Source organism: Mesorhizobium sp. M0998, from assembly GCF_040318885.1.
In the GTDB taxonomy this organism is placed as follows: domain Bacteria; phylum Pseudomonadota; class Alphaproteobacteria; order Rhizobiales; family Rhizobiaceae; genus Mesorhizobium.
The window spans coordinates 1-25,331 of the sequence record NZ_JAMYND010000036.1; the positions used below are offsets into that span (position 1 = coordinate 1).

26 protein-coding genes and 3 pseudogenes are annotated in these 25,331 nt (G+C 58.6%); 15 read left to right on the top strand and 14 right to left on the bottom strand.

Annotation, left to right across the window (positions count from 1 at the left end; translation table 11 throughout):
- Nucleotides 1–217: 217 nt before the first annotated feature.
- Nucleotides 218–394, bottom strand: coding sequence for a DUF982 domain-containing protein (locus NKH59_RS26275; protein ID WP_352542277.1), 177 nt, complete (start codon nt 392–394; stop codon nt 218–220).
- 482 nt (nt 395–876) lie between these two features.
- Here NKH59_RS26275 and NKH59_RS26280 point away from each other — a divergent pair, with 482 nt between their 5' ends.
- Nucleotides 877–1,023 (top strand): FAD-dependent monooxygenase, encoded by a 147-nt coding sequence (locus tag NKH59_RS26280; protein ID WP_352542278.1) that lies wholly within the window; start codon nt 877–879, stop codon nt 1,021–1,023.
- Nucleotides 1,024–1,520: 497 nt separating this feature from the next.
- A complete protein-coding gene (locus NKH59_RS26285; RefSeq protein WP_352542334.1) occupies nt 1,521–1,775 on the top strand; it encodes a DUF982 domain-containing protein in 255 nt (84 codons plus the stop codon).
- Nucleotides 1,776–2,126: 351 nt separating this feature from the next.
- Here NKH59_RS26285 and NKH59_RS26290 read toward each other — a convergent pair whose 3' ends face one another.
- Nucleotides 2,127–2,582, bottom strand: a complete 456-nt coding sequence (locus NKH59_RS26290; protein ID WP_352816273.1) for a Ros/MucR family transcriptional regulator — start codon at nt 2,580–2,582, stop codon at nt 2,127–2,129.
- Nucleotides 2,583–2,928: 346 nt separating this feature from the next.
- On the opposite strand from NKH59_RS26290, the pseudogene NKH59_RS33570 reads away from it, so the two are divergent.
- A pseudogene (locus NKH59_RS33570) lies at nt 2,929–3,194 on the top strand (hypothetical protein).
- 77 nt (nt 3,195–3,271) lie between these two features.
- Here the strand turns inward: NKH59_RS33570 and NKH59_RS26295 are convergent.
- From NKH59_RS26295 to NKH59_RS26325, 7 genes are all read right to left on the bottom strand, one after another.
- Entirely contained in the window at nt 3,272–3,514 is a 243-nt protein-coding gene (locus NKH59_RS26295; RefSeq protein WP_353023485.1) for a DUF982 domain-containing protein, read from the bottom strand.
- Between the two features lie 76 nt (nt 3,515–3,590).
- A complete protein-coding gene (locus NKH59_RS26300) occupies nt 3,591–3,836 on the bottom strand; it encodes a DUF982 domain-containing protein (RefSeq protein ID WP_352542281.1) in 246 nt (81 codons plus the stop codon).
- 186 nt (nt 3,837–4,022) lie between these two features.
- Nucleotides 4,023–4,241: a hypothetical protein gene (locus NKH59_RS26305; protein ID WP_352542282.1), complete on the bottom strand. Its 219-nt coding sequence runs from the start codon at nt 4,239–4,241 to the stop codon at nt 4,023–4,025.
- Nucleotides 4,242–4,517: 276 nt separating this feature from the next.
- Nucleotides 4,518–4,712 carry a hypothetical protein gene (locus tag NKH59_RS26310; RefSeq protein ID WP_352542283.1) on the bottom strand — a complete coding sequence of 65 codons (195 nt, stop codon included), beginning with the start codon at nt 4,710–4,712 and terminating at the stop codon, nt 4,518–4,520.
- Nucleotides 4,713–4,866: 154 nt separating this feature from the next.
- On the bottom strand, nt 4,867–5,154 hold the full coding sequence (locus NKH59_RS26315; protein ID WP_352996894.1) for a DUF982 domain-containing protein: 288 nt from the start codon (nt 5,152–5,154) through the stop codon (nt 4,867–4,869).
- Nucleotides 5,155–5,160: 6 nt separating this feature from the next.
- Nucleotides 5,161–5,394: a hypothetical protein gene (locus NKH59_RS26320; protein WP_352542285.1), complete on the bottom strand. Its 234-nt coding sequence runs from the start codon at nt 5,392–5,394 to the stop codon at nt 5,161–5,163.
- A gap of 71 nt (nt 5,395–5,465) precedes the next feature.
- Complete coding sequence (locus NKH59_RS26325) at nt 5,466–5,726, bottom strand: hypothetical protein (RefSeq protein WP_352542286.1); 261 nt, start codon at nt 5,724–5,726, stop codon at nt 5,466–5,468.
- Nucleotides 5,727–5,892: 166 nt separating this feature from the next.
- Here NKH59_RS26325 and NKH59_RS26330 point away from each other — a divergent pair, with 166 nt between their 5' ends.
- Entirely contained in the window at nt 5,893–6,156 is a 264-nt protein-coding gene (locus NKH59_RS26330; protein WP_352542287.1) for a DUF6894 family protein, read from the top strand.
- Between the two features lie 179 nt (nt 6,157–6,335).
- Here the strand turns inward: NKH59_RS26330 and NKH59_RS26335 are convergent, their stop codons facing one another.
- Both NKH59_RS26335 and NKH59_RS26340 read right to left on the bottom strand, forming a co-directional pair.
- Nucleotides 6,336–7,052: a thiamine pyrophosphate-dependent enzyme gene (locus tag NKH59_RS26335; protein ID WP_353023487.1), complete on the bottom strand. Its 717-nt coding sequence runs from the start codon at nt 7,050–7,052 to the stop codon at nt 6,336–6,338.
- Between the two features lie 164 nt (nt 7,053–7,216).
- A pseudogene (locus NKH59_RS26340) lies at nt 7,217–7,960 on the bottom strand (thiamine pyrophosphate-binding protein); the annotation flags it as partial.
- Between the two features lie 881 nt (nt 7,961–8,841).
- On the opposite strand from NKH59_RS26340, the gene NKH59_RS26345 reads away from it, so the two are divergent.
- Together NKH59_RS26345 and NKH59_RS26350 are read left to right on the top strand one after the other, a co-directional pair.
- Nucleotides 8,842–9,144: a hypothetical protein gene (locus tag NKH59_RS26345; RefSeq protein ID WP_353023489.1), complete on the top strand. Its 303-nt coding sequence runs from the start codon at nt 8,842–8,844 to the stop codon at nt 9,142–9,144.
- Nucleotides 9,145–9,153: 9 nt separating this feature from the next.
- Complete coding sequence (locus NKH59_RS26350; protein ID WP_352996902.1) at nt 9,154–9,285, top strand: hypothetical protein; 132 nt, start codon at nt 9,154–9,156, stop codon at nt 9,283–9,285.
- Nucleotides 9,286–9,750: 465 nt separating this feature from the next.
- On the opposite strand, the gene NKH59_RS26355 is transcribed toward NKH59_RS26350, so the two are convergent.
- The 3 genes from NKH59_RS26355 to NKH59_RS26365 all read right to left on the bottom strand — a co-directional run bounded on the left by NKH59_RS26355 (nt 9,751) and on the right by NKH59_RS26365 (nt 13,341).
- A complete protein-coding gene (locus NKH59_RS26355; protein WP_352542291.1) occupies nt 9,751–10,776 on the bottom strand; it encodes an ABC transporter permease in 1,026 nt (341 codons plus the stop codon).
- Between the two features lie 23 nt (nt 10,777–10,799).
- A complete protein-coding gene (locus tag NKH59_RS26360; RefSeq protein WP_353023490.1) occupies nt 10,800–12,338 on the bottom strand; it encodes a sugar ABC transporter ATP-binding protein in 1,539 nt (512 codons plus the stop codon).
- Between the two features lie 73 nt (nt 12,339–12,411).
- Entirely contained in the window at nt 12,412–13,341 is a 930-nt protein-coding gene (locus tag NKH59_RS26365) for a sugar ABC transporter substrate-binding protein (protein ID WP_352542293.1), read from the bottom strand.
- Between the two features lie 464 nt (nt 13,342–13,805).
- On the opposite strand from NKH59_RS26365, the gene NKH59_RS26370 reads away from it, so the two are divergent.
- The 9 genes and pseudogenes from NKH59_RS26370 to NKH59_RS26410 all read left to right on the top strand — a co-directional run bounded on the left by NKH59_RS26370 (nt 13,806) and on the right by NKH59_RS26410 (nt 25,323).
- Nucleotides 13,806–14,924, top strand: coding sequence for a LacI family DNA-binding transcriptional regulator (locus tag NKH59_RS26370; protein ID WP_352816259.1), 1,119 nt, complete (start codon nt 13,806–13,808; stop codon nt 14,922–14,924).
- 80 nt (nt 14,925–15,004) lie between these two features.
- Nucleotides 15,005–17,107, top strand: a complete 2,103-nt coding sequence (locus NKH59_RS26375; protein ID WP_352980810.1) for a hydantoinase/oxoprolinase family protein — start codon at nt 15,005–15,007, stop codon at nt 17,105–17,107.
- A 14-nt stretch (nt 17,108–17,121) separates the two neighbouring features.
- Complete coding sequence (locus tag NKH59_RS26380) at nt 17,122–18,936, top strand: hydantoinase B/oxoprolinase family protein (protein WP_352542296.1); 1,815 nt, start codon at nt 17,122–17,124, stop codon at nt 18,934–18,936.
- A gap of 75 nt (nt 18,937–19,011) precedes the next feature.
- Nucleotides 19,012–19,920: an aminotransferase class IV gene (locus NKH59_RS26385; RefSeq protein WP_352542297.1), complete on the top strand. Its 909-nt coding sequence runs from the start codon at nt 19,012–19,014 to the stop codon at nt 19,918–19,920.
- Between the two features lie 18 nt (nt 19,921–19,938).
- Nucleotides 19,939–20,703, top strand: coding sequence for an SDR family oxidoreductase (locus tag NKH59_RS26390; RefSeq protein ID WP_352542335.1), 765 nt, complete (start codon nt 19,939–19,941; stop codon nt 20,701–20,703).
- Nucleotides 20,704–20,774: 71 nt separating this feature from the next.
- Nucleotides 20,775–21,520 (top strand): annotated as a pseudogene (locus NKH59_RS26395) (SDR family NAD(P)-dependent oxidoreductase).
- A gap of 862 nt (nt 21,521–22,382) precedes the next feature.
- Nucleotides 22,383–22,616: a DUF6894 family protein gene (locus tag NKH59_RS26400; protein WP_352542299.1), complete on the top strand. Its 234-nt coding sequence runs from the start codon at nt 22,383–22,385 to the stop codon at nt 22,614–22,616.
- A 236-nt stretch (nt 22,617–22,852) separates the two neighbouring features.
- Nucleotides 22,853–24,067, top strand: a complete 1,215-nt coding sequence (locus NKH59_RS26405; RefSeq protein WP_352542300.1) for an ROK family transcriptional regulator — start codon at nt 22,853–22,855, stop codon at nt 24,065–24,067.
- Complete coding sequence (locus NKH59_RS26410; protein WP_352542301.1) at nt 24,064–25,323, top strand: M20 family metallopeptidase; 1,260 nt, start codon at nt 24,064–24,066, stop codon at nt 25,321–25,323. The genes NKH59_RS26405 and NKH59_RS26410 overlap by 4 nt, the downstream gene beginning before the upstream one ends.
- Nucleotides 25,324–25,331: the final 8 nt, after the last annotated feature.

A 25,331-nucleotide genomic window follows, 5' to 3' on the forward strand; every position in this document is an offset into this window, starting at 1 on the left:
CCTAGCCTAACCCCGCTCCGGCCAAAGCGTCCCCCGCCCTCGCCCCAACGCCGGAGCGGGGCTTTGGTTACCCTGGGCCTTGTCAGGCGCATCGTGGTCCTTGCCACGATGGCCAGTAGCCACGGAGTCGGTGCGGTACTTCATTGTCGCTCAACGTCGGCATTACGATTTCGATTGTCGCGCTAAGGTGGGGATCGTGCCTCAAGCGTCCGTCCCGTCAAGGATCACCCGCGACCAGCATCTTCTTCTCGATGGCGGCAGCCTTGAAACCGATGCGGGCGTCGTCGGGTGATAGCTCGCCGGCTAGTGCCGCCATGCACACCCTTTCCGCTTTATTCCATTTAGGACCGCGCTTGGTCCATCTGACCACCGCCAAGCTTACCACCTCGACCATCTGACTATCTTGTCGTTGGCAAGTTGGGGACGTCTATGACTGCACTGATTTTTTGCGTTCTTATTCGTGGTGATGGTCACCTGCCTGGCTGCGGCTTGACGCTTGACGTTGCCCAGTTTCTATCCATTTTGAGTTCGTTTCCGGCGTGGGTTGTGCCCTGCTGGGCGGGTGAAGCGATTCGAACGCCCAGCTTGCGCGTGCTGTCTTTGTCAACCGCAGAGTATGCTTCCGGTGCTCCAGTCACTGGAGCACAACGGCTGGATCGTGAGGCGCGCTTCCGCGAAACGTGGTTCACGACATTTCCTATTGGGCCGACATGCAAGCGACGACCGCCTCACCAGGGGGGAGCCGACCAAGGTCCACCATCTCGACCGCGACCCCGAATAACGGATCGAGATCCACCGTGTCATGTCGATGAGCAGGGTCTGCGTGTATTTTGGCCAAACAAAATATCGGATTGATCCAGTCAACGGAATATCCCCGTGGAAAGCACAACCCCAATTGTTATCGTTGGTGGGCGCTTAAACAGCCTGACCGCCGCATCGCTTCTGAGCCATCAGGGCGTCTCCTGCATGGTTGTGGAGCGCCATTCGCCAACATCAGGATGCCGATCCTTGTCTTGGGCATGAAAGCCACGTAGGCGCCGAACCCGTTTGTGGAGCCGGTTTTGTTGAAAGGTTTCGGCTCCGAAGGAATCTCCACCGGCGTAGTTGCGTCGCGGCATTGCCCTCCGTGATCATCGTGCCAGAGTGACCGAGCTCAGACAGATATGAGATTCTTGCAGTTGAGGAGGGGTTCTCCGCAACTCGGGTTGCGAAGCTCAAATCATAGGAGAACCACATGCAGGTTTTTCGCCTGCCCGGTCATCTTATACGCAACGCCGGGCGGGCGTCGCGGCTTCTCGGCGCGAAGACCCCAACTATCGAAGCTGAGAGAAGACGCGACGCGGTGGCGCGCGATGCTCAGGTGGCTGAAGGGTCTTTGTCGCTCTTGATCGCTCTGCTTCAACTCCGGCCCAAGCCGGTCGCCGCTAGAGCGCGGATTGTTCACGGTCGACTACTTGCCGAAGTTTGATGTGGCGCAAAGGATCACCGGAAGCTAACATATCTTGTTCTTGGAGGCTGTCGTGCGTACGAGACGTTTCAGAAAGCCCGTCGTCGTTCAACCCGGCCGGATCGATCGCGACAGAGTTGTTGCATCAGTATCCGACGCGGCCGAAGTTCTATTGAGGGATTGGCCGAGGCCGGCGGGCAAGTCGCGGCTCGCCGCAATCGAAGCATGCCTTGCCGTAATCCGTGGAGAAAAACCACCAAGGATAGCGCGCCAGGCGTTCATCGCTGCGGCCAAGGAGGCCAGGATACTGCTCGGGGAAGAAATTTAGGCTTGCCCAGCACCCGTATGGGCATGCCCTTGAAGCACGGAGCGCTGCTGGATTCAGCGGCTTTGTTGCTTAGTGGCATCGAGCAGAGTGTGACGTATCGATGTAGTGCGATTTTGTCGATATGATTTGATTGTCTGTCGAGGGCGACGATGTATCGGCTCGACTTGTCGATCGCACATTGATCGACCTCCCCTGCCCCGTCAGGATACGAGGACGTGAAGACGCAAGCCGTGCAGAAGCTTGTGTTGTGGCGTGAGCGGCGCTTACTGAACCGCGAAGCCAGGCAGCTCATTCTCAGCCAGGCCACCTAGACCATCTAGACCTAATGGCATGGCCCGAATTCGTGCACTGTCAGGCTTTGGCCTTGCGCTTTGCTGGTGCTTTCTTTGGCGGCGTTTTGTCAACCGCCTTGCGGCCGAGACCGGCAGCTTTGGCAAGCGCAGACCGCTGAGCCGCATAGCTGGGCGCTACCATAGGATAGTCCCACGCCAAACCCCACTTGGCTCTGTACTCATCAGGTGTCATGCCAAGCAAGCCCAGGTGGCGCTTCATCGACTTGAACTTGCGCCCGTTCTCAAGGCTTATAATGTGATCGGGAAAGATCGACTTCTTAGGATTTACCGCGGGCGTCAGTATTGGCGATGCTGCAGCGACCGGCTCAGCCAGGCCAGACAACGCAGAATTAACACTGGCGATCAAATTCGGCAGATCCGCCACGGGCGTTGCGTTGCTCTGGACATAGGCTGCGACGATATCTGCTGTCATCCCTAGCAGATCAGCCCTTCGCTGCCCAATTGCTTCATCCATCAAAATCGTTCCCTTGTTGATCTCCGGCGTTCCTATTTGGAAAATTCGGCCTGCGCAATTGCAAACAATGATTATTTGACGCTACATTACTCCAAGGCCGACTGTGCTGGTCACCGCCTGCGACACGCGTGTGTGCGGCCGATTTCCCTTCAGGTGTAGCACCCTCATTCACCCGAATGCGATCAGCAGATCGTTGGCTGAGGCAGCAACGCTTTTTTCTCCCCACCTAGGCTAGTTGGTGCGTGAGGACGATGATCCCTCATTTACTCTCTGTCGAGTCGGCGCTTGTTTCGCCTGTCACTTTCATGCCCTCTGCTTAGGCTTCACCAATCCGAAAGGCACCAACATGTCAGACAGCTTCCTTCTTCAGCAGAAGGCCCCCAAGCTGATTGTCGTCACCGCCTTCGACCCGCGATGAGAGCGGCGACTTCCAGGCAGCCTATGGGCCAGCCGAGCAGCAGACCGAAGACCGAGCGATAAGGACCGCCAAAGCTCTGGCGACGAAACATGCCGATGTCATTGCGTGGTCGCGTGATGCTAACCCGGCGCTGGACGAATACGGCGAGCCGACGACGCTCTTTGGTTCGGAACGACGTGCCCGACATGGAGTGACGATTAGGCCGGTATCCCCAAGGCTCCCCTGAACTTCTCCTCAGGGTGTAGCCGAGGGGCACAGGGACACAGGAGACCTAACCAGAGGAGCGTAACACCCCCTCCTCCTTGGCAGCAGCCTCGAAAGCCTGACGGACCTCTTCCGGAATCACACGGTCCTGGAGGGCTTCTACGCATAGTTGCACAGCCTTCCTCCACTTAGGTCCCATCCTGGTCCACTTCATAAGTTCCTCGGCGGCATCCTCGACATTGTTGCACCCGTAGGTGGCCCCACGTCCGTCGGTGACGTACACCGGAGGGGAGAACCAATGGGTTGCCATTGGGTGGAAATTGGAGGGGACTCCCTCAGTAACCAGCTTCCGATCGCGAGTTTTGATAAACTTTCAATCACCAGCTCTAATCAGAGGACCGTAACGTCCCCTCCTCTTTTGCAGCAGCCAGGAATGCCTTACGAGCCTCCTCAGGTTCCATCTCGTCGAATATCACGGCCATACAAACGCGCACCGCGAGGTGCCACCAAGGGCCACGCTTGGTCCACTTCATCAGCTCCTCGCCGGCCGTCTCGGCGTTGTTGACGTTGCGGATGATCCCGGGACGCTCGGTCTTGACCGGGACCGGAGGGTTGAACCAGTGGCGAGCCATGCGGTCACTCTTTGTCGACCTTATCAAGTTCCTCCAGCAAATACCTTTGCTCAGCCGGCAGTTCCCGTTGTACAGGCAGATTCAGCAGGTTGCGAAGGTAATTGCGGATTACCTCTGACCGTTGGAATTGGCGCAGGGCGGCGCGCCTCCGTCGCCATGCCACAGTGACTGAAGTTTGGCTGACAGCTACTCGCGACCGTCGAAAGCCACGTAGAGGCCCATGGCCGTTGCTGCCTCGACTATCGCCTCGGTTAATTCTTCGTCGGAGGCCACCAAATAAGGCGCAGCCTCCCGCGCTTCGCGTAGCGCCACTTTGATCGAGACCGTGTCGCCACGGTCCGCCCTGTTGAGGAGTACGTTGATTGCTTGCCCTAAAAGCGGACCTACCCTTTGCGCGACGCTCATCCAGCCCTCCCCAGGCACACGCCGAAGTGGACTCTACTCCCTGCCTGAGCGACATCAAGGCCATGTACGAGTCGTACAAATTGGCACGGTGCTAGGCCGCAATAGTCAGCATTTTTTAGCCGGAGTTTCTGATCGGATGATCGGGTAATTGGCTCGCGCGAAAACCCCGTACCCCTCTCGACCTATAGAGCGCGCCCCGATTCGCCTTTCGTCCCAACCTGGGTGCTGTCGGTCCTGCCGTAGACTGGAGGGGACAACCAATGGCTTGCCATGCGGCTATTCACGAAGATCGAACCCGACAAACAGGCCAAAGGCTGGGGCAACATTGACAATAAGCTCCACCAACTCGCAGTCAGTTTCCGCCAGATGTGGCCCGTCTCGGCGCACCGCTGCAATAGTGTCTTTTATGGAGATGATTTGGCCGCGACGGGCCTGTAGGATCAGCTGTTCAACAAGCTCATGTGCAGTCATTATGTCGGGTCGGCGGTTTCGTCAAAAACTTCATACGAGGCCTCCCACCTCGGCGAGAACCCAAGCGGCCATCTTATGGGTCACTCCACGGAAAAATCAATCTTCGAATCATACGAAATAAAGGGCTGAATATTGGGAGAAATTTCAGCCCCTCCTACGGGGAAAGATACATCTTGGCTTCCTTAGCGGCAGCCTCGAAGGACTTTCGTACGACCTGAGGGTCAATCGGATCGCCCTCCAGATCTGACAGGCAGAGGGTCACCGCCTTTTGCCAGCGAGGTCCTCTCCGGGTCCACCTCTTGAGCTGCTCAAGGGCTGCCTTGGCATTGTTGCAGCCACGCCTGTCGCCGGTTTCAGTCTTCACGAACACCGGAGGGACGAACCAATGGGTTGCCATGGGGGGTAAGTAGGGCGGCACGAACCCGCCGACCATCCGAATCATGGTGGGTCATGCTCGGTCCCTTCTCGGCAGGGAGCGGGCAACAAACCGAAGGTGTTCGTAGAGAACGGCCTCGTCGAACTCGCCGTCCGAGAAAAGTGCCATTGCGCTCACGCTCAGGCGCTCCGCCTGCTCGCTTCCTACTGGAATGTCTTGCTCGGCGCATACACGATCAAAGACCTGCTTCAACAGAATCAGGTCGCCAGGATAGGCCGTACCACTAGTTGAGCTGCTGCTGGTCATAGGCTGTCACCATTGGGGCGGACGCGCGGTGGGCTCTCCTGCCAGAGCCGAATGCCCGAGCCCCTAAACCTTCAAGTCGCGCGACTCAGAGCAGATGAAACTACAGCCGCTTCCGTTCCCGGCAGTTCGAACAGCATGGGCAGGTGGCGACACTCGGCTTCGTCCACGATCAGCTCCTCGATAGTCGCGATGGAAAGATGGCTTTTGAGGCGCAGCCGGACAACCGCCGCCAGTTTGTGAACGGGCACTGGCACCGCCCCCGCGTGATCGTCTAGCAGACTATTGACCTCAGCAACTACCTTCGGATCGACGGCGTGGGGCAATGGCAGCATAAGAGCGCTCCTTTCGGAAGTAATTCTAAGCCGATCGCGGCGATGAGTCTTGGCGCGTACGTTTTTAACCAAATGTCGCGGACATTGGAGGTCAGTCCACGGTTGTTATCGGTCGGCGTGATTTAGAGCGACGAAGGCCTGCTGACCAACCAATTGCTAGGCAAGCGTGAACCATTCCCGCCATGGTGTGTTTGTAGGAATGCCTCGCTTTTTCTTCTTCACCGACACCGGCCAAGTCTTCCCAGACCTGGAAGGCACATATCTGCCCAACCTCGAAGCTGCAAACCAAGAGGCGGTAAGAGCCTTGGTCGAAATCACCAAAGATAAGCTGCCGGATGGTCTCTATCGAGAGTTTGTGATGAAGGTACGCGACGAAAGCGGCCACAGGTTCGCAGAGGCAATGCTCAAGTTTGAGCTGCGGGAGCGCTAGACGTCTTCAAAATGCTTTCGGCCTGGGACAAGTCTGAAATAGTAGCTGCTCGATTGAATGAGCGCCGCGCGCGCGCAGACATCGAAGACCTTCGGCAGACCATCGACGAAACCCGCCGTGTAATCGCAGCTTCGCGTAAGCTGTTGGACCGGTTAGCCGAAGACCACCCGGCCATCTTGTCAGTAAGCAGCTCCTGCCGGCCTACCAAGGCGCGTTGACGTTGCGGGGCGTCCTGTAGGGTCAGTTCCGAAAATGCAGCCCAGGGCCGGTTTCAGCTTGTCGGCGCTCTCGACGCGCCAGGAGTCGATGCCGAAGCTCTTGGCAATTTCAGCGAATTGCGGCGAGTAGGCGCCGCCATTGCCCATATTGAATTCGCTGGCGGCATGGCGGCCGAGGATCTTTCGCTGTCCGCTGCGGATCGCCATGTAGCCGGAATTGTTTTGCACGACGACGATGATCGGGATGTTGTGCATCGCTGCCACCGCCATCTCTTGCATCGACATCATGAAGTCGCCGTCACCGAGGATGACGCAGACCTTTCGGTCCGGGCAGGCGAGCTTGGTGCCGAGGGCAGCCGGCAGCGCCCAACCCATCGAGGAGTAGCTGCCGGAGGTGATGTGCGTGCGTGGCTCGTAAACCGGATAGGTCTGTTTCACGACGCCTTGCGTGTTGCCTGAGCCGACGAGAAGAATGTCCTCGCGACCCATGATTTCGCGAAGTTCCTTCAGCGGACGCTGCATCGTGAAAGGGAACTGGTTGCTGTCGCGACGTGCGGCGAGCTGCGTTTCCCAATCAGTCTTCTCACGAGCGACCGCGTTGTGGAATGCTTCCCGCCGGGCAAGTGCCTTGTTTGACTGCTCGGACGAAATGGCATCGATGATATCGGCAAGCGCCATCTTGGCGTCGGCAACAAGTCCGACCGCCGTCGGGCAGTTCTTGCCAATCTCCTGATGGTCGATGTCGATATGGACAAGCTTCGCCGGCGGGATAGAGAAACTGACGCCTTTGCGCCAACTGGACGCCGATCGGTGAAGCGGCAGCCGACGGAAACAATGAGGTCCGCCCCGGCAGCGATATTGTTGCCGGCCGAAGTTCCCGTCTGGCCTACTGCTCCTGCGTAAAGGACATGACCTTCCGGGAAGGCACTCTTGCCGTTCCAGGTCGTGACAACCACGGCGCCGGTCTTTTCGGCCAGCTTCCTCACTTCCGGTGCTGCTTCCGCCGTGATGGCGCCGCCGCCAACCACGATCACCGGACGCTCGGCCGAAAGCAACGCCGTGGCGGCAGCCTCGACTGCCCGCTGGTCAGGTCGGGCGCGGCCCATCGCCATCCTGAGATCAACGTCGTGGATGTCCACCTCGGCTGCTTCCGACTGGATATCCATCGGCACTTCGACATGCACCGGACCCGGATGACCGCTGAGCATGGCGTTGAAGGCTCGATGCATTATAAAGGGCAACTCATCGACGCGACCAGCCTCGAAAGATCGTTTGACGGCGCCGCTGGCGATCTGCGGGAAGAAATTGGTGCGGTGACGATCGAGCTCCTGCATGACCCCGTGGCCTCGCATATGCGTCGCCGGCCCGCCTGTGAAGAGCGGGACCGCCGTCGAGTCGGCGTAGGCCGTTGCGAGGCCGATGATGGTGTTGGCGGCGCCGGGGCCAATCGAAGTCATCGCCGCCATCGGCTTGTCCGAGGCGCGCCAGTAACCATCGGCCATATGCACCGCGCATTGCTCGTGCATCACCTCGATAACCGGGATTTCGCTGCCCTTATGCAAGAGGCCTCGAGCATCGCCCAGCATCCGTGCGCGGGGATGGCTGCCACATATTTTATGCCGTACTTCTTCAACGCAGTCGCGATGACCTGGCCGCCAGTAAGCTTCATGCCTGCAGAACTCCCCTCGCCAGCGGTCTGCCGTGGCACGTCTTCACGCGCAGGCATGCATTTGCTCCGCTCTTTTGTGATTTGCCTTCCATGTGCACGACCATTCCTCTGGTAGGTCGGCCCGGATCGGCTGAATGCCCTGCGATATGACTTCGCCGACAGACAACTCGCAATTTCTCAATGATTTCTAATGTGACGCAATCTGAAGCGCCCAGTGCGTAAGATGCTGTCGGTGCATGCTGACCCGCGTTCGGCGACGGTGCCCGGTTTCCGCAACGAAATCGGATCGGCCGCTTGAATTTCGACGCCAGACCCTCTGTCCGCTGTTGGATCGACGACTCAGCCGGTGTCGCGGATGGTGCAATACCGGCCGGCGACGCGAGTATTGCGTCAGATCGCGCTGATCGAAGCGCGCCTGCGAAATTGCGGATGCCCCCTCTTTCTGTCCTGTTGACCGTCAGTCGTTGCGCCTTTTTCGCGACTGCCATCGCAGGACGGCATCGCCCCATGGTCCCGAGAGATGTGGGAATCGAATGAGTATTCATCGGGGTAGCGGCCTGCTGCAGCATCGACCTCTGAATTTCACGGACGATTTTGTCGCCGCCGATTTCTTTGAAAATGGCTCCGGCCTGCACATCGAAAGCGGCATAGTCGTCAACCTGTCGAGCACCCGGCTGGCCCTCGATGATGCGATCAAGACTTCAATTGCGCCGTGGCGCTCGGCCATGCTGTCGAAGGCGATGATCGAACAGAGCGGCCGGATCGAAAATTTGCAAGACAGTCGACCTGAGTGGTGTCATGTTCCGCGGCTGGGACTGGCTCGGCAACCGCATCCGGTCTTTCCCGCGCCAGATCCCGCTCTTCATCTCACCGCAGCACACGGTCGGCGAAGTCGAGCTCGACCCGCTGTTCTTTTCCGGTGAGATCGCCGTGGAACGGCAATTGCAGCGCTTCGTGCTCAAACTGAACCTCTGGTGGTCACCCGCTGGAACCGACTGGTTCATTCACCACAACCCTCCCTTCCTCGAGGTCCACACGCAGATATTGGGAACCGGCCGCATGCAGAAATTCCGGGAGAAAGACCAGGCAACGCTTTATTGAGATGTCCCCATGGTGCCGGGCTTTACCTATGAGGCGTTTTGCCGGGTCAGCGGAACGAACCAGTGGAAATATCCGTGGCATCGCTATTTCGCCGACGCCGATGCGGTTTGGTTGGCTATCGAACTGCACCCGATCAGCTGAGTTGATCGTTGTATGGTGAGCGACTGTGGGCAGTTCTTGCCGTGGGCTCGAATCGTCCAGTCAATGGTAGAAAATGTCCAACCGCATCAGATCGTTCACTGACTCGGCAACTGCCCTCAGGGTCGCCCCGCGCCTCCCCGATGCTCTGGCAGCGGCCCGTTTTGTAAGATCCGACGCACGGCTCGCCCCATGCTTGTCGACGAGGCGACGAGCAAAGTCGTGAACCCTGGCCAAATATCGCCACCTTTGAGATATGCATTCGACTAATGAGCCGACGTCAAAATGCTGCAGTTCCAAACTGTGTAGCGCTTTGATTTGCATTTTCGATCTCCATCGATGGAATTTTTGAGAATTGACCTAAAGTCCTTTTGTGCTTGCGGAACCTCCTTGCCTTGGTGGGTTTCATCTGAACGGCTTTTTATTGTACCTTTTTGGAAATAGACGCCCTTCGACCGCGAGCTCGATCTAGGAGCGCTTCTGCCGATTCCGGTAGACATCAATGGTCACGGCCGTGACGATGATCAGGCCCTTGACGATTTCCTGATAGTAGGCGTCGACCCGCAAAAACGTGAATCCTGACGACATCACGCCCAGGATCACCACGCCGATTACGGTGCCCCCTATCCGGCCGACCCCGCCGGCAAGCGACGTTCCGCCGATCACGGCTGCGGCAATCGCATCGAGCTCATACATGTATCCCATGCCGGATTGAGCCGTCTGCGCGCGCGCTGCGGTGACGATGCCGGCGAGCCCGGCAAGCATTCCGGCGATCGCGTAGACCTTAACCAGATGCCTTTCGACATCTATGCCGGAGACCCGCGCTGCCTGGACGTTCGCGCCGATCGCATAGGTGTACTTGCCGTACCGGGTGTAGCGAAGCGCAACATGGAAAATTGTTGCGACGACTATGAAGACAAACACCGGCCAGGCAGCCGAGCCGATGGCGGTGAATTGATCGGTCAGCCCCGAAATGGGCTGGCCCTTTGTATACCATTTCGAAATACCCCGAGCCGAAACCATCATTCCGAGCGTTGCGATGAACGGCGGGATGCGGGCATAGGCAACAAAAACGCCGTTGGTTATGCCTGCAATCAAACCGATCAAGACACCAACGGCGATCGGGACGATCGCCGGCAAACCGGTCAGTGATGGATAGAGAGCTTTCGACCATTCCGCGGATTGCGCAAACCCAGCCGCCATCATCGCACTTGCCGCCACGACGGACCCCGAAGAAAGGTCGATGCCGCCGGTAATGATGACCTGCGTCACGCCGATTGCGATGATCCCCACCACGGACACCTGGAGGATGGTGATCGTGAGGCGTTGCGGATTCCAGACGAAACTCTGCCCGATCAAAAGCCAGCCGCACACCTCGCAGAGAAGAACGATCCCCACCAGGACCAGGAAGATATTGAGCTCCTGAGGTTTTCGCCAACCGTCAAAGCTGCCACGGTAATCAGGAATGGCGGCGGCTGTTGTGTCTTTTCCCATCGTGCAGTTCCTCTATTCCTCGCTTATTTCGAAGCGAGTTCCATTATTTTGACCTGCGTCGCCTCATCTCGGTCCAGAACGCCGGTGATCTTTCCTTCATGCATCACCATGATCCGATCGCTCATTCCAAGGATCTCCGGCATCTCCGAGGAGATCAGAATGACGCCCGCGCCCGCGCTGGCGAGTGATGAGACAAGGGCGTGAATCGCAGCTTTGGCAGCAACGTCAATGCCGCGTGTCGGCTCGTCCAGGATTAGGATGCCCGGTTTGGTCAAAAGCCAGCGTCCGATCAGCACCTTCTGCTGATTGCCGCCCGATAGGTTTTCGACCGTGGTGTGGATTCCGGAGCTCTTGACGCGCAACGCCTTGCTCATCTCGTTGCATGCCGCGGCAATCACCTTGGCTTGGACGAAACCGGCTTTGACGAATTGGCTTTGAAGAGCCGCAATCTGCATGTTCTCGAGAATGTCGAGGACGAGAAAACAGCCGCTTTGTTTTCTGTCTTCTGTCAGGAAGGCCATTCCATTGGCGATCGCATCGCGTGGCGATTTCAAATCGACGCGTTGCCCCCTTATCCGTGTCTCGCCGCTGGTGGCGGGCGTCACCCCGAAGATCGTCTCGGCAACGTTGGACCGCCCCGACCCGATCAAGCCGGCGAGGCCCAGTATCTCGCCCGCCCGCAGATCGAAAGAGACCCCCGAGAAGACGCCGCGCAAAGTGAGGTCCCGAACCGAAAGTAAAACATCATCGGTCGGAACATTCTTCTTCGGAAACAGTGTTGAGATGTCTCTGCCAACCATCATGTGGATGATCTCATCCCTGCAGGTGGCCGCCGCCGCGTGGGTGCCGATATATTTGCCGTCACGAAAAACGGAGATCTCGTCTGATATTTCGAAGATCTCGTGCATCTTGTGTGAGATATAGACGATGCCGATGCCCTGGTTTCTCAGGTCGCCTATTATCTCGAAGAGGTGGGCCGACTCGCGCTCTGTCAGTGCCGAGGTGGGCTCGTCCATGATGAGGACGCGCGAGCGATAGGAAACCGCTTTCGCGATTTCCACCATCTGCCTGTTGGCAATCGACAGATGGCGAACTTCCGCCTCTGGATTCAGGTTGATTTTCAACTCCGCCAGAAGATCATAAGATAGGCGATTCATGCGCCGATGGTCGATGATCCCAAATCGGTTGCGCGGCTCTCGGCCTATCCAGATGTTCTCCGCGACCGTCATCGAGGGCATCAGGTTCAACTCCTGATGGATCATGCCGACACCCTGCGCCAGCGCATCGAGAGGCGTTTTGAACTGAGCGGAAACGCCATCGAGGAGGATCTCTCCCGCATCGGGTTGATATATCCCTGCCAGGATCTTCATCAGGCTGGATTTGCCCGCGCCGTTCTCACCCATCAGTGCATGGACGGTACCCCGTCTGAGTTGAAAGCTCACGTCGTCGAGAGCCACTACGCCCGGAAACGACTTGCTGATCCCGGTCACGCTCAGCAGGCAGGGCTGACGCTTGTCCTCAAGACAAGGTGGGGTTGAGGTAGCGGCGACTGTGGTCTGCATCGAAGTCGTCCCAAATCCAGATCGAACGGAACAGTTCGCGCGCCGATCGTCGACCGGCGCGCGATGCTGGCGATCAATTCCTTTTCAGGTATTTGTCCATGTTGTCCTTGGTGACGAGTTCGAGCGTGGTGAAGACCTTCTTGTCGGTCTTCTCGCCTCGCGCCAGCTTCAGAACTGTGTCGAGCGCGCCTTTTCCTTGGCTGATGGCGTCCTGGAAAACGGTCACCTTGAGGTCGCCTGATTTCATGGCTGTCAGGGCGTCCTGCGTTGCATCGATGCCGGCAACGACATAATCGCCGGTTGATCCCCCGCTTGCCTTGATGGCCTGAAGCGCACCCAGTGCCATCTCGTCGTTGTTAGCAATGACAGCGTTGAAGTTGAGACCAGCTGACATCCAGTTTGTGGTCAGGTCGAGCGCCTGCGTGCGAGACCAGGTCGCCGTCTGCTCTTCGACGATTTCGATGCCCTTGCATTCGTCGGACTTGAAGACCTCGTGCACCGCCTCGGTGCGGCCACGCGCAACCAGCGTTCCGAGTTCACCCATCAGAATCACGGCCTTGCCCTTGCCATCCAGCAAACGACAGACCTCGCGCGCCTCCAGGCTGCCTGCCTGGATCTGGTCCGAGCCGACGAACGCCTGCTTCTCCGGCAACTGATCGACGTTGGAAGGCTGATTGTTGGCGAAGACCAGAGGGATTCCGGCTTTGTCGGCCGTCTTGGACATCGCGACGCCGGCATCGGCCTCTACCGGGATCACGATCATCCCATCGACCTTGGCGGCAATAAAGTTTTCGATCTGGCTTTGCTGCCGGGCGATGTCGCCCTGCGCATCCTCGATCAACAACGTCACATTCCCAAGGTCTTTGGCGTGTGCCTCCAGGCCGCTGCGAAGAATCGCAAGAAAATTGTCGTCGAACCGCTGCATGCTGAAGCCGATCGTTTCGGCGTGAGCAGGGACACCGAGTAACGTTAGACAAGCGGCAGCTAGCAAAATCTTTTTCATGTTCCGTCTCCGTCGGTTTTTGATGATTGAAAGTTTGTCATTGCCGACTTCGCCCCGGTACCCGTCGGACTAGCGGCGGCATCGCAAAAAACGATCGTGCAAGTTTCAGGCGTCGCGTTGCCCTTTGCCAAACATGTTCGGCGCCGTTCAGCCTGCTGCGAAGCTCTTCGGCTTGCTTACAGTAGGTAAAACGATACACTGGATTTTTTTCATCTGTCAACTGCCACTTGAGGAGTTTGCCTCCCATCAGAGTCAGGTGATTCCTGCAAACCCCATAATACCAGCGGCATTACCTCCGATAGCCTCAGATCGACCCTCGATTGACACAGACGATTTTTAGTGTACCGTTTTACCGACTTTCTCGATCGCACAGCTGCGGGGCCGGACTCGCGACCATCGAGGTTTCGTTCTCCTTCGGGAGTCGTAGAATGAGGGTCTCTGGGACCTTGGGAGATTTGAACGTCATGCCGCCGAAGAGTGGATCGCCCACAGATGCTGCGGACCGCGCCACCATTCAGGACGTTGCGAAAGCGGCGAGCGTATCGGTGAGCAGCGTCTCGAATTACATGAACAATCGATTCCATCGGCTCGGGACGGAGACCCGGACGCGGATTGCGACGGCAATTGCCGAGCTTGACTTCCGACCAAACCAGGCAGCGCGCCAACTAAAGACTGGCAAGGCCCGGGTAATCGCCCTGGTCGTGCCCAGCATTGTCAACCCGTTCAATGGCCAAATGGTGTTCTCGATAGAACAGGCTGCGGTGAAGGCGGGTTACAGGGTTCATCTGTGCAACACCATGCGCGATCCGAAGCTCGAGAAAGAGTTTTTGGACAATCTGGCTGCCATCGGCGTTGCCGACCTCATCACCATTGCACCCCTGAACACCAGGCGCGGTTACTACTCGGCGTGGAGCGATCTTTCGATCGTTGCCGTGGACGCCAACAGGCTCGATTTGAAGCTTGCTCGGCTCGATACGGTCAATCTCGATCATGAGGCGGCAATCGGGATGGCTGTGGAGCATCTGTTTGCTCTCGGTCATCGGCGGATAGCCTATGTGACCGATCCCCTCATCACCCACAGCCGGGTGATGAGGTTGTCCGGTTTCAAGAAAGCAATGAAGGATCACGAACTCGACGACAGTCAGGCTGTCGTGCTCGAGCGTCACCAGAGCGCACTTGATATCGCAGACGCTCAGATGGTCGAGGTCGGTCGTGATGCCGCTTCCGATGTGGCGGCGCTGTCGCCCAGGCCCACGGCCATTATCGCGTTCAACGACATGATCGCGTTGGGCCTGCTGGCGACTTTCCGTTCCGCCGGCATTGCCGTTCCAAAGGACATGTCGATTATTGGCGTGGACGATGCCTGGATCAGCCAGCTGTCATTTCCTGCACTGACGACCATACGTCAGCCTATCGAGGCGATGGCCAGCGCTGCCGTCGAGCGTGTTCTCAAACCGAATGCGGAGCCGGCCAACGCCGGCTCCGACGCGATTTTTCTGCCCGAACTCGTCATTCGAGACACATGTGCGAAGCCACAGGAAGATGCCGCCACGCATGTCCGGAAACGACACTTAGAACAGTAGCGCCAAACAGCGCCCTTCTGCCAACAACCCCAGAATATCCGGCCGGATACATCCGCGCTGGCACGAAAGAGGCTTGCCTTATGAATACCCACGCCACCCAGATCAAACCAAGCGCAAATCATATCAGGATGGCGTGCGACACCGGCGGTACTTTCACCGACCTTGTCGTTGAAGATGGCAACGAGATAAGGCTGTTCAAAGCATCGACGACGCCTGATGACCCAGTGCGCGGCGTGCTCGATGCCTTGGACCTCGCTGCCAGGCACTACAGAATGAGACTCGGAGATTTCCTGAGCCGTGGCGCCATGTTCGTCCACGGCACCACCCGGGCTATCAACGCGATCATCACCGGCAAGACGGCGAAAACAGCCTTCATCACGACCAAAGGTCATCGTGACATCCTGGTCATGCGCGAGGGCGGGCGCATTGAGCCTTTCAACTTTACGGTCGCCTACCCTGAACCCTATGTGCCTCGGCGGTATACGTTCGAAGTGGATGAACGCGTCGATGCTCGCGGCAAGATCGTCGAGGGACTACACGAAACCGACTTCATCGCGACAATCAAAAAACTGCAGGCGCTGAAAATCGAAGCCGTTGGCGTTTGCCTTCTGTGGTCGGTTGTCAACCCGGTTCATGAGCGGCGTATCGCAGAACTGCTTAAGGAGCATCTACCGGATGTTCCATACACGCTCTCGCATCAGTTGAATCCAACCCTGCGCGAGTATCGTCGAGCTTCCGCGACCGTCATTGACGCCTCGCTGAAACCGCTGATGTTTAAGTATCTCGATGGCTTGACCAACAGGTTGCAAGACGCCGGTTTCAACGGTCGAACACTGATGGTTACCTCAAGTGGCGGCATCATGGATGCGACGGCAGTTGCACGGGCTCCGATCCACTCGATCAATTCGGGACCGGCGATGGCGCCCATCGCCGGCCGCTACTACGCAGAGCGCGATTTTGGCAATGCCATCGCGATTGTCGCGGACACGGGTGGGACCACCTTTGATGTCAGCCTGGTGCGTGACGGGCGCATCCCCTGGAGCCGCGAAACATGGATTGGCCAGCGCACACGTGGCCATATGACCGGCTTTCCATCTGTCGATATCAAGAGTATCGGCGCCGGAGGCGGCTCGATCGCATGGGTCGACAATGGCGGAATTCTGCAGGTCGGTCCGCAGAGCGCGGGCTCGACGCCGGGGCCCGTCGCTTACGGCCGCGGAGGAACCGAGCCCACCGTCACGGACTGCGCCTTGATCCTGGGTTATATCGATCCGGACTTCTTCCTGGGCGGCGCCATGGTCCTCGACCGGGAGGGGGCGACCCGGCAATTACAATTGAAAGTCGCCGAACCGCTCGGCATCAAAGTTGAGGAAGCCGCTGCCGCTGTGTTGAGGCTTTCAACCGAAAAGATGGTCGGAGCGATCGAGGAGATCACGGTCAATCAGGGCATTGATCCCCGCTCGGCCGTCATGATCGGCGGCGGCGGCGCCGCAGGACTTAATGCAGTCGCAGTTGCCAGGCGCCTTCAATGCGCTGGTGTCCTCATTCCCGAAGCAGGTGCCGTAATGAGCGCGGCCGGGGCCCTGATGTCGGAGCTTTCGTCGGACTATGCGCAACTGCAGTTTACAACCAGCGACAGATTTGCGGCTGACAAGATCAACGAGGTTCTGGCAGAGCTACGGAAGCGATGCCTTGAGTTCGCGGAAGGGCCCGGCGCCGGGGCACTCGACTGCCACATCGAGTATTCCGTAGAGGCGCGGTATCCGCATCAGATCTGGGAAATCGACGTTCCTCTCCCGCTTGATCAGGTGAAGAGCGAAGGCGATTTGAAGCAGGTCACGGATGCGTTCCATGACACCCACCAGCGTATTTTCGAGATCAGCGACCGCAATTCCAATGTCGAATTCGTGACCTGGCGCGCCAAGGTCAGATGCAGACTGACTGATCGGGCCACCGGCACGCTCCCTCCTGAGGGTGATTTTGCCGGTGGTCGCGCAAAGCGGCCGGTTTACTTCACCGAACTCGGCTGGAGCGACGTCTCGGTTCATCGCTACGAAGCCATGCAGCCGGGCGAACCGGTTGCCGGCCCGGCCATCATCGAATCGTCGTTCACCACCGTCGTGGTCGATCCGGGCACAGTCGCAGAACGCACGGCCAGCGGTGGCCTGCGTGTGACATTCTAAGGAGGCGCTTACCCATGTCTGAGCAAGTTTTGAAAAAGGCGCCTGACGGCGTTCAGATGGCGATGATTTCCAGCCGTATGGAGACCATCGCACGCAAGATGCAAAACACGCTTTTCCGAACCGCCCGCTCCGGTATCCTCAACACGGCCCATGATTTCTCATGTGTTGTTCTGACTGCTGACTGCAAGCTTCTGGCGGCTGCGGAAAGTCTGCCGAACCACACGCTCATCGGCCCTGATTTGATGTGCCGGGCGGTCCTCAAACACCATCCGATGCTCAAGCGCGGCGACTGTTTCCTTCACAACAGTCCATACGAGGGAAACTCCCACGCGGCCGACCACTGCATGATCGTCCCGGTCATCGACGACGAAGGCATCCTGCGCTTCTTCGTGCTGGCCAAAGCACATCAGGCGGACTGCGGTAATTCCCGCCCTTCCAGCTATCTGGCGGACGTGAAGGATCTGTATGAAGAGGGTGCCCTGATTTTTTCTGCGACGAAGATACAGGAAGACTACAAGACCAACGACGACATCGTGCGCATGTGTCAGGCCCGCATCCGGGTTCCGGACCAATGGTGGGGCGATTTTCTTGCGAGCCTTGGATCCGTCCGCATCGGCGAACGCGAACTGCTCAACCTCGGCCGCGAGATCGGCTGGCATATGCTTGAAGGCTATGCCGACCGCTGGTTCGACTATTCCGAACAAAAGATGATTGAGGCAATCAGGAGATTGTCTTCAGGACATGTCGTTTTGGTGTCTGCTCACGACCCGTTCCCCGGTATCCCGGAGGGCATTCCCGTCAAGGTGGACGTTGAAGTTGATACGCACGAGGCCAGGATCATTGTCGATCTGCGCGATAATCCCGATTGCCAGCCCTGTGGCCTCAATCTTACTGAGGCAACCGCCAAAAGCGCAGCGATGATCGGGATTTTCAACGGCATCCTCGATCACCGCGTTACCGCCAATGCGGGCAGCTTTCGACGAATTGACATTCGGGTTCGCGAAAATTGTTGCGTCGGCATACCGAGGCATCCGGCCTCTTGCTCGGTGGCGACCACCAATCTCGCCGACCATGTCACCAATCCGGTACAGCGCGCAATAGCCGAGCTTTCGGCTGGCTTTGGGCAAGCCGCGACCGGTCCAATCCAACCACCAGGAATGGGTGTCATCTCCGGGCGCGATCCCTACAACAATGACGAGCCCTTCATCAATCAAGTCCACATCGGCATTAGCGGTGGCGCCGGCACGCCGGTCACCGACGGCTTTCTGACCATGATCCATGCCGGCAACGCGGGCATGTGCCATATCGACAGTGTCGAAGTCGATGAGCTCCACCATCCAATCATCGTCTACGATCGCCATATTCTCGACGACAGCGAGGGAGCGGGCACGTTTCGCGGCGCGCCGTCGGTCTACAGTGAGTACGGCCCGTGGGGCGGAAACTCCTTGACGGTCCTCTATACCGCAGATGGTACCATCACGCCTGCCGCAGGCGCTCGCGGCGGTGGCCCCGGCGGTCTGTCCAGAGCGGCAATGCGCAAGGCCGATGGTTCGGTCGTCGATCTTCCCCCCTGCTACGGGGTCACTCTGCAGCCGGGTGAGCACATGGTCTCTCACTCCGCAGGCGGCGGTGGATATGGTTCTCCACGGGAACGCGATCCCGCGCGCGTGCTGCACGATCTTGCAGAAGGGTGGATCAGCGTGCAGCGCGCACGAGACATCTACGGAGTAGCCGTCAAGGGATCTCCCGAAGACGACAATCTTCAATTGGACATCGTCCAAACACGCATCCTGCGCGCCAGCCGGAGCGAACTGGCGGTGGCCGTTTAGCCCGGCCGATACGCCGGGTGTTTCTTGTCAGGCTGCCCGACAACGGGCACGATTTTCAGGTCAAGGAGAACTACGATGACAGACGTCGATTGGTCCGCTGGCGCGGCCTACATTGATGGTGAATTCATGCCTCTCAAGGATGCCAAGCTCGGTATCACCGAATGGGGCTACCGCCGGTCCGACGTTACCTACGATGTCGCGGGCGTCTACTACGGCGCATTCTTCCGGCTCGACGATCATGTCAAACGCTTTCGCACCTCGATGACGAAATTGCGGATGAATCCGAAGGAAAGCGACGAAGAGATCAAGAATATTCTCGCCGAACTGGTGCGGCGTACCGGGTTGCGCGAGGCTTATGTGGCGATGGACTGTGTCCGCTCCCGCCCGCCGCGCGGCGTGCCGCTTCATCCCATAAACGGCCGCAGTTATTTGATTTGCCATGTCATGCCTTGGGTGTGGGTATTCACCCCCGAGCAGCAGGAACGCGGCGTGCACGCAATGATCGCGTCCCCCCAACGGATTGCGCCGGAATCACTCGACCCGACAATCAAGAATTTCCATTGGGGCGACCTGACGCGCGGGAATTTCGAGGCGCACGATCAAGGCGCCGAAACCTGCATTTTACTGGATCGTGATGGAAACGTCACGGAAGGACCGGGCTTCAATGTCTTCGCCGTCATAGATGGCAAGGTCATCACGCCGAAACGCGGTGCGCTGGAAGGTATCACTCGAAGAACAGTTCTGGAACTGTGCGACGAGTTTGGAATTCGCTGTGAGGTCCGGGATCTCTGCCGCGACGAATTCGAAGCCGCCGACGAAATCTTTTTCTCGACTACGGCTGGCGGCATTATGCCGGTAAGCCGTCTTGGAAAAAGGATCCTGGGGAACGACCGACCGGGTCCGATTTCCGCGCGGCTGAGAACAGCTTTTTGGGACAAGCGGAAGGACGGCTGGCATGCGACGCCAGTGTCTTACGCTTCCTGATCGAAGAGCGAAATGCAGATGCGATGGCTTTTCGACCTCAACGGCAAGATTGCCCTGGTTACAGGCTCGGGCCAGGGCATTGGCCTGGCGCTTGCCCGTGGCCTGGCGGAGTGTGGTGCCCTGGTTGTCCTGAACGGTCGTCGTGAACAGTTGTTGAAGGACGCTGCCACAGACCTGCTCAAGGACGGTCTGTCGGTGGAGGTGGCGGCCTTCGACGTCACGGATGCCCTGTCTGCGCGACACGGGGTCGAGCGGATTGAGACCTCGATCGGTTCGATTGACATTCTCATCAACAATGCCGGCATCCAGCATCGATCAGCATTGGAGGATTTCCCGGAAGAGAAATGGGACGATCTTGTTCGAACCAATCTCTCCAGCATTTTCTATGTGAGCAAAGCCGTCGCCAAAGGCATGATAGGCCGCGGTCGCGGAAAGATCATCAACATCGCCTCTGTTCAGAGCGAATTGGCTCGTCCGGGTATCGCGCCCTACACGGCGACAAAAGGGGCTGTCAGAAATCTGACTCGAGGCATGTGTGCGGATTGGGCAAAACATGGTTTGCAGATCAATGCCATCGCGCCTGGCTATTTCAAGACGCCGCTCAACGAAGCACTTGGTCGGGACCCCGAGTTCTCCACGTGGCTGGAACGGCGCACGCCGGCCGGTCGATGGGGCAATGTTGAAGAACTCATCGGGGCTGCAGTGTTTTTCGCCAGCGACGCCTCCTCATTCGTCAACGGGCACACGCTCTACGTGGACGGTGGCATGACAGTGACGGTGTGAATGACTGGCCATGCTTGGGGCAAGCATGTCCTTTCGCTTCTCCATCATCCACAAAGTGGACGCGGATTCTCATGCAGGGAAGACATTCTCGAAGAAACTCAGCCTGCTACCCTTCGCTCAAGGGCAAGGTCATCTTTGTCACCGGAGGCTGCTCTGGTATTGGCGCAGCGCTGGTCCAAGGATTTTCCTGGCAAGGAGCTAAGGTAGCCTTCGTGGATATCGAGAAATCTTTGGCTGAGGCGCTTGTGACGTCCCTGTGCGAGCACGTATTTCCCCCGGTGTTCATCGAATGTGACATCCGCAATATCGATGCGCTCCAGATGACGATAGAGCGCATCAGGAGAGACCTCGGTGATATTTCAGTTCTCATCAACTATGTCGCCAATGACAGACGCGACAACAGGATGGCAGTCAACCTGCGGCCGATGTTCTTCGCTGCACAGGCTATTATCCCGCAGATGAAGCGTCTCGGAGGCGGGTCGATCATCAACTTTGGATCGTTGAGCGCGCGTACAGCGTCGAACATCCCCACATACATGACCGCCAAGGCTGGCGTGCACGGCCTGACAAAGGGGCTGGCTCGAGAACTTGGTCCTTTCAACATCCGGGTCAACACGCTTCTTCCGGGATGGTGATGACGGAGAAACAGAGGCGCGCACATCCGACTCTGGAAGGAGAAGCCCAGATTGACGCGATACAGTCCATTCGAGCGCGCATTCGGCCCGAAGATATTGCAGCGATGGCACTGTTCCTGGCCAGTGATGATAGTGCGCTCTGTTCGTCGCAAGAATTCGTCGCAAATGGCGGATGGACCTAGCCCTCTGCGCGGCGACTTCACGGTTCCAGTGTTACAAATCTGACAGGCTGAATTGCCGCAAATCGGCATCAGAAAGGCTGAAGGGCCTTTGCGAGACTGGCTCCGGCCCGCACTAAATCGTCGAGGCGGTTTGTTGGCGTATCGTGCTCGAGCACGAGACAGTCGATCTCGCTGATCTTGCACCCGATAGGCCCTTGTCATTGAGCACCATGATTTCGCCGACGATGATGGCGTTCTCGACGTCTACCGTTTTTTGGCACTACGGGCGACGTCGCGGTATTTCGACGTCCAGTCGACGTCGCGGCGGGTGGAGATGCGAACGCCGCCGGCGTCTATAACAATCTGGAGCGATAGCCGTCGAACTTGACCTCGTGAGACCACCCGTCGTCCTTCGGGCGGCTTGGCGACGAGCTTGCGTTCCATCGGCGGAATGAACCGAGCGGGCCGGAGCCGGCACTTACAATTTACGCACTTCTTCGATTCTAGGCGACCTGATTATATTAGCCAGAACTAACAAAGATGATTCCGCACGTCGCTAGCAACAAAACGTTCAGCATCGCGTTGCAATGAGCCAAGCCTTTGGAGGCACAAAATGGGCGACGACAACAGCAAGCGAGACTTCAGTGACCGCAACCGTGTCGGCGGATGAGTAGCTACGAGGTCGAATATTTCGCGCGGGAAGCGGCGCTTCGCCAAGCCAGGTGAGCAAGCGATCAAGGCCTACGGCAAATAATCGCACTCGCCTGACCCAAGCCGCCAAGTCTTTACTCGATGCGAATGAGGCGTCGCGGCGGGGGGGCGTCTCACATAGACGAGGACATTTCCGACCGAGACCGACCAACTGAAATCGGCGTTATCGGCAATGCCGCGATATTTTTTCGACTTCGCAGATGCGAACGAACTGTACCCCGACGATCAAGGTACCGATCTGCCGGACGTCGAATCCGCCAGGCTCGAGGCAGCAAAGGCTCTGGCGGCGATAGTAAAAGACAAGGCGGACGGATCTAGCCGCGACTTTACGATGATCGTTCGCACCGAGACGGGCCAGGTTTTGCTACACGCTAGGATCAAATTCGAAATAGAGATGGCGCATTAGGGGCGGGGCGTCATAGAAAATACGAACGAGCGACCGTGTACCCTGCCAATCGTAGTAGCGAGAGCACATACAAAACCAAGACCAACGCAACCACAGACCTGCTTTTCAGCGGGACGTTAGATCGCCAGCGCTGCTGTTTTTCCCCGGTGTACAAACCCCCTTTTTGAGCGGCCAGTTGACGGCCGTCGAAAATGATTATTAAGTTCGGTCATAGAACGAATTAATCGGAGCTGCTGTTGAACGACCTGCCGCGCATTTCTCGTCAGTTCTCGCAGCGCTCCGTCATGGAGGCGATCGTGCAAGGTGGGCCGATCTCGCGCGCTTCGATCGCAAAGCAGACCGGCTTGTCCAAGCAGACAATCTCCGAGATCGTCAGGACACTCGAGCAGGAAGGCTGGGTGCAGGAGACAGGGCGCACGAGCGGACATGTCGGACGCACGGCTGTCACTTACGAACTCGTATTTGACGCGGCCTACATCGCGGCCGTCGACCTCGGCGGCGCCAAAGTCCGGGTCGCGCTCACCGATCTTGCCTGCCAGATATTCGCGGAGGAAACGGCGCCGACCGATCCTCGGGGCGGACAGTTCATCGTCGACCAGATCGTGGATCTAGCGCTTCAGGCGGCCGAGAGGCACCGAATCTCGCGCACAAAGATAAGGCTGGCGGTGATTGGTGTTCCCGGTGCACCCGACAAGAAGACGGGCCGCGTCCTGCTTGCCCCGAATATTGCCGGCTTTGGCACGATGAATGTCGTTGGCGCTTTCGAGCACGCATTCGGATTTCATGTGGTGATCGAGAACGATGTCAATCTGGCGGTGCTCGGCGAAAACTGGCAGGGGTGCGGCCGGGGTATCGACAACCTCGCCTTCATTGCGCTGGGTACCGGTATCGGCAGCGGCCTCATGGTTGGAGGCAATCTGGTGCGGGGCGCCAGCAATGCAGCCGGCGAGATGGGCTTTTTGCCGATTGGCGCCGATCCATTCGCGCCGACATCGTTGCGCGCCGGCGCTTTCGAGCGCGTGGTCGCAACCAGCGCCATGGTTGAACGCTACGCAACGCTGACGGGCAACATCGTCAACGTGCCGACGATTTTCCACTGTGCATCCGCTGGAGACAGGCATGCCGCGACGGTACTTGACGAAACCGCGCGCTACCTCGCACAAGGCATTGTGGCCATAGCGGCAATTGCCAATCCGCAAAAGGTCGTCCTAGGCGGCTCGATCGGGCTGCGGCCGGAAATCCTGTTGCGCGTTAGGGACCTGCTGCCGCGCTGCTTCCCCTACCCTATCGCCGTTGAGGCCAGCGAACTCGGGTCGCGGGCAGCGCTCATCGGCGCTGCCGCGATCGGGCTCGGCCAGTTGCACAACACACTGTTCGGCGTCGACGCGCCCGACGGACGCATTTCGCTTCCCCCAGCCAGTTCGGCCGTGCTGCGCGAGGCCACGCTATGACCGCCTCAAAGGACATCACCACCCGCTTGCGCGCCGCCCTCGATTGGGACGCAGCGGTTGAGCTTCTGCAGGGGGCAATCGGCCGCGAAAGCATAACCGGTCACGAAGAAAATTTTGTCGCCTTCCTTGAAGACCGCATGCGCGTGCTTGGCTTGAGCGAAATTCGGCGTGCGGAATTCGCGCCCGGCCGGCCCAACGTCTGGGGTGAGCGCAAAGGTGCCGGCGCCGGCAAGCGGCTGCTCTTCATCGGCCACACCGATACGGTCCATGTCGAGGGCTGGCGCGAGCACTGGGCTGGCACCGCCAGGCAGGATCCGTTTGCCGCGCCAATGATCGACGGGCAGATCTGGGGCCGCGGCGCCGGCGACCTCAAGGCCGGCATCTGCTCCGCGCTGTCGGCACTCTCTCTGCTCGACACCGCCGACATCCAACTGGCCGGCGACGTTGCCTTTGCCTTCGTCGGCGACGAGGAGAGCGGCCAGCCTGGAACCGGCGTCTCTGCCGGCATCAAGGACTTCGTCGGCCGCATCGAGAAAGGCGAAGTCGTGGCGCCCGATTTCGTCGTCTATGTGGAGCCTACCCGCCTTTCGGTTTATCCGGCCCAAATTGGCTTCTTCATTACCGACATCACCATCACCGGACGATCAGCCTATTTCGGCGTACCCGAACTCGGCAAGGATGCCTTGCGTGCAAGCCACGCCGTCATGAGCGCGCTGTGGAAGCATTCGGAAGATGTTGCAACAAGAGCCGAGCACCCGCTGATCGGGCGTGGCTTCCTGCTGATCACCGGGCTTGCGGGCGGCGGCTACATCGCGGTGCCCGAACGCTGCACGTTGTCGCTGATCCGCAAGCTGTTGCCGGGCGAGTCGCTGGACGAGGCCGCCGCCGAAATCGAGGCAGTGGTGCGCGGCGCCGTCACCGATCCCGAAATCATGTTGGCGTTCGCCTATCCGGCCGGTCGCGATCATCCGCTCGGGGGTAACGCCGCCGAGATTGCACCTGACAGGCCGGAGGTCGGCGCTCTTGCTGCCGCCATGGCCCGATCGATGGCTGGTCGCGGCGCCATCGAAGGCGCGCCATTCTGGTCAGAGTCATCATTTTTCACCAACCGGCTCGGCATCCCCGCCGTGTACTGCGCGCCAGGCGACATTCGCAACTGCCACACCTTCAACGAACACGTCGATGTCGAGGAATATCTGGCCGGCGTCGTCGGCTTCGCCCGGTTCATGGTGGAGTATTGCGGCGTTACGGAATGAAGGACAAC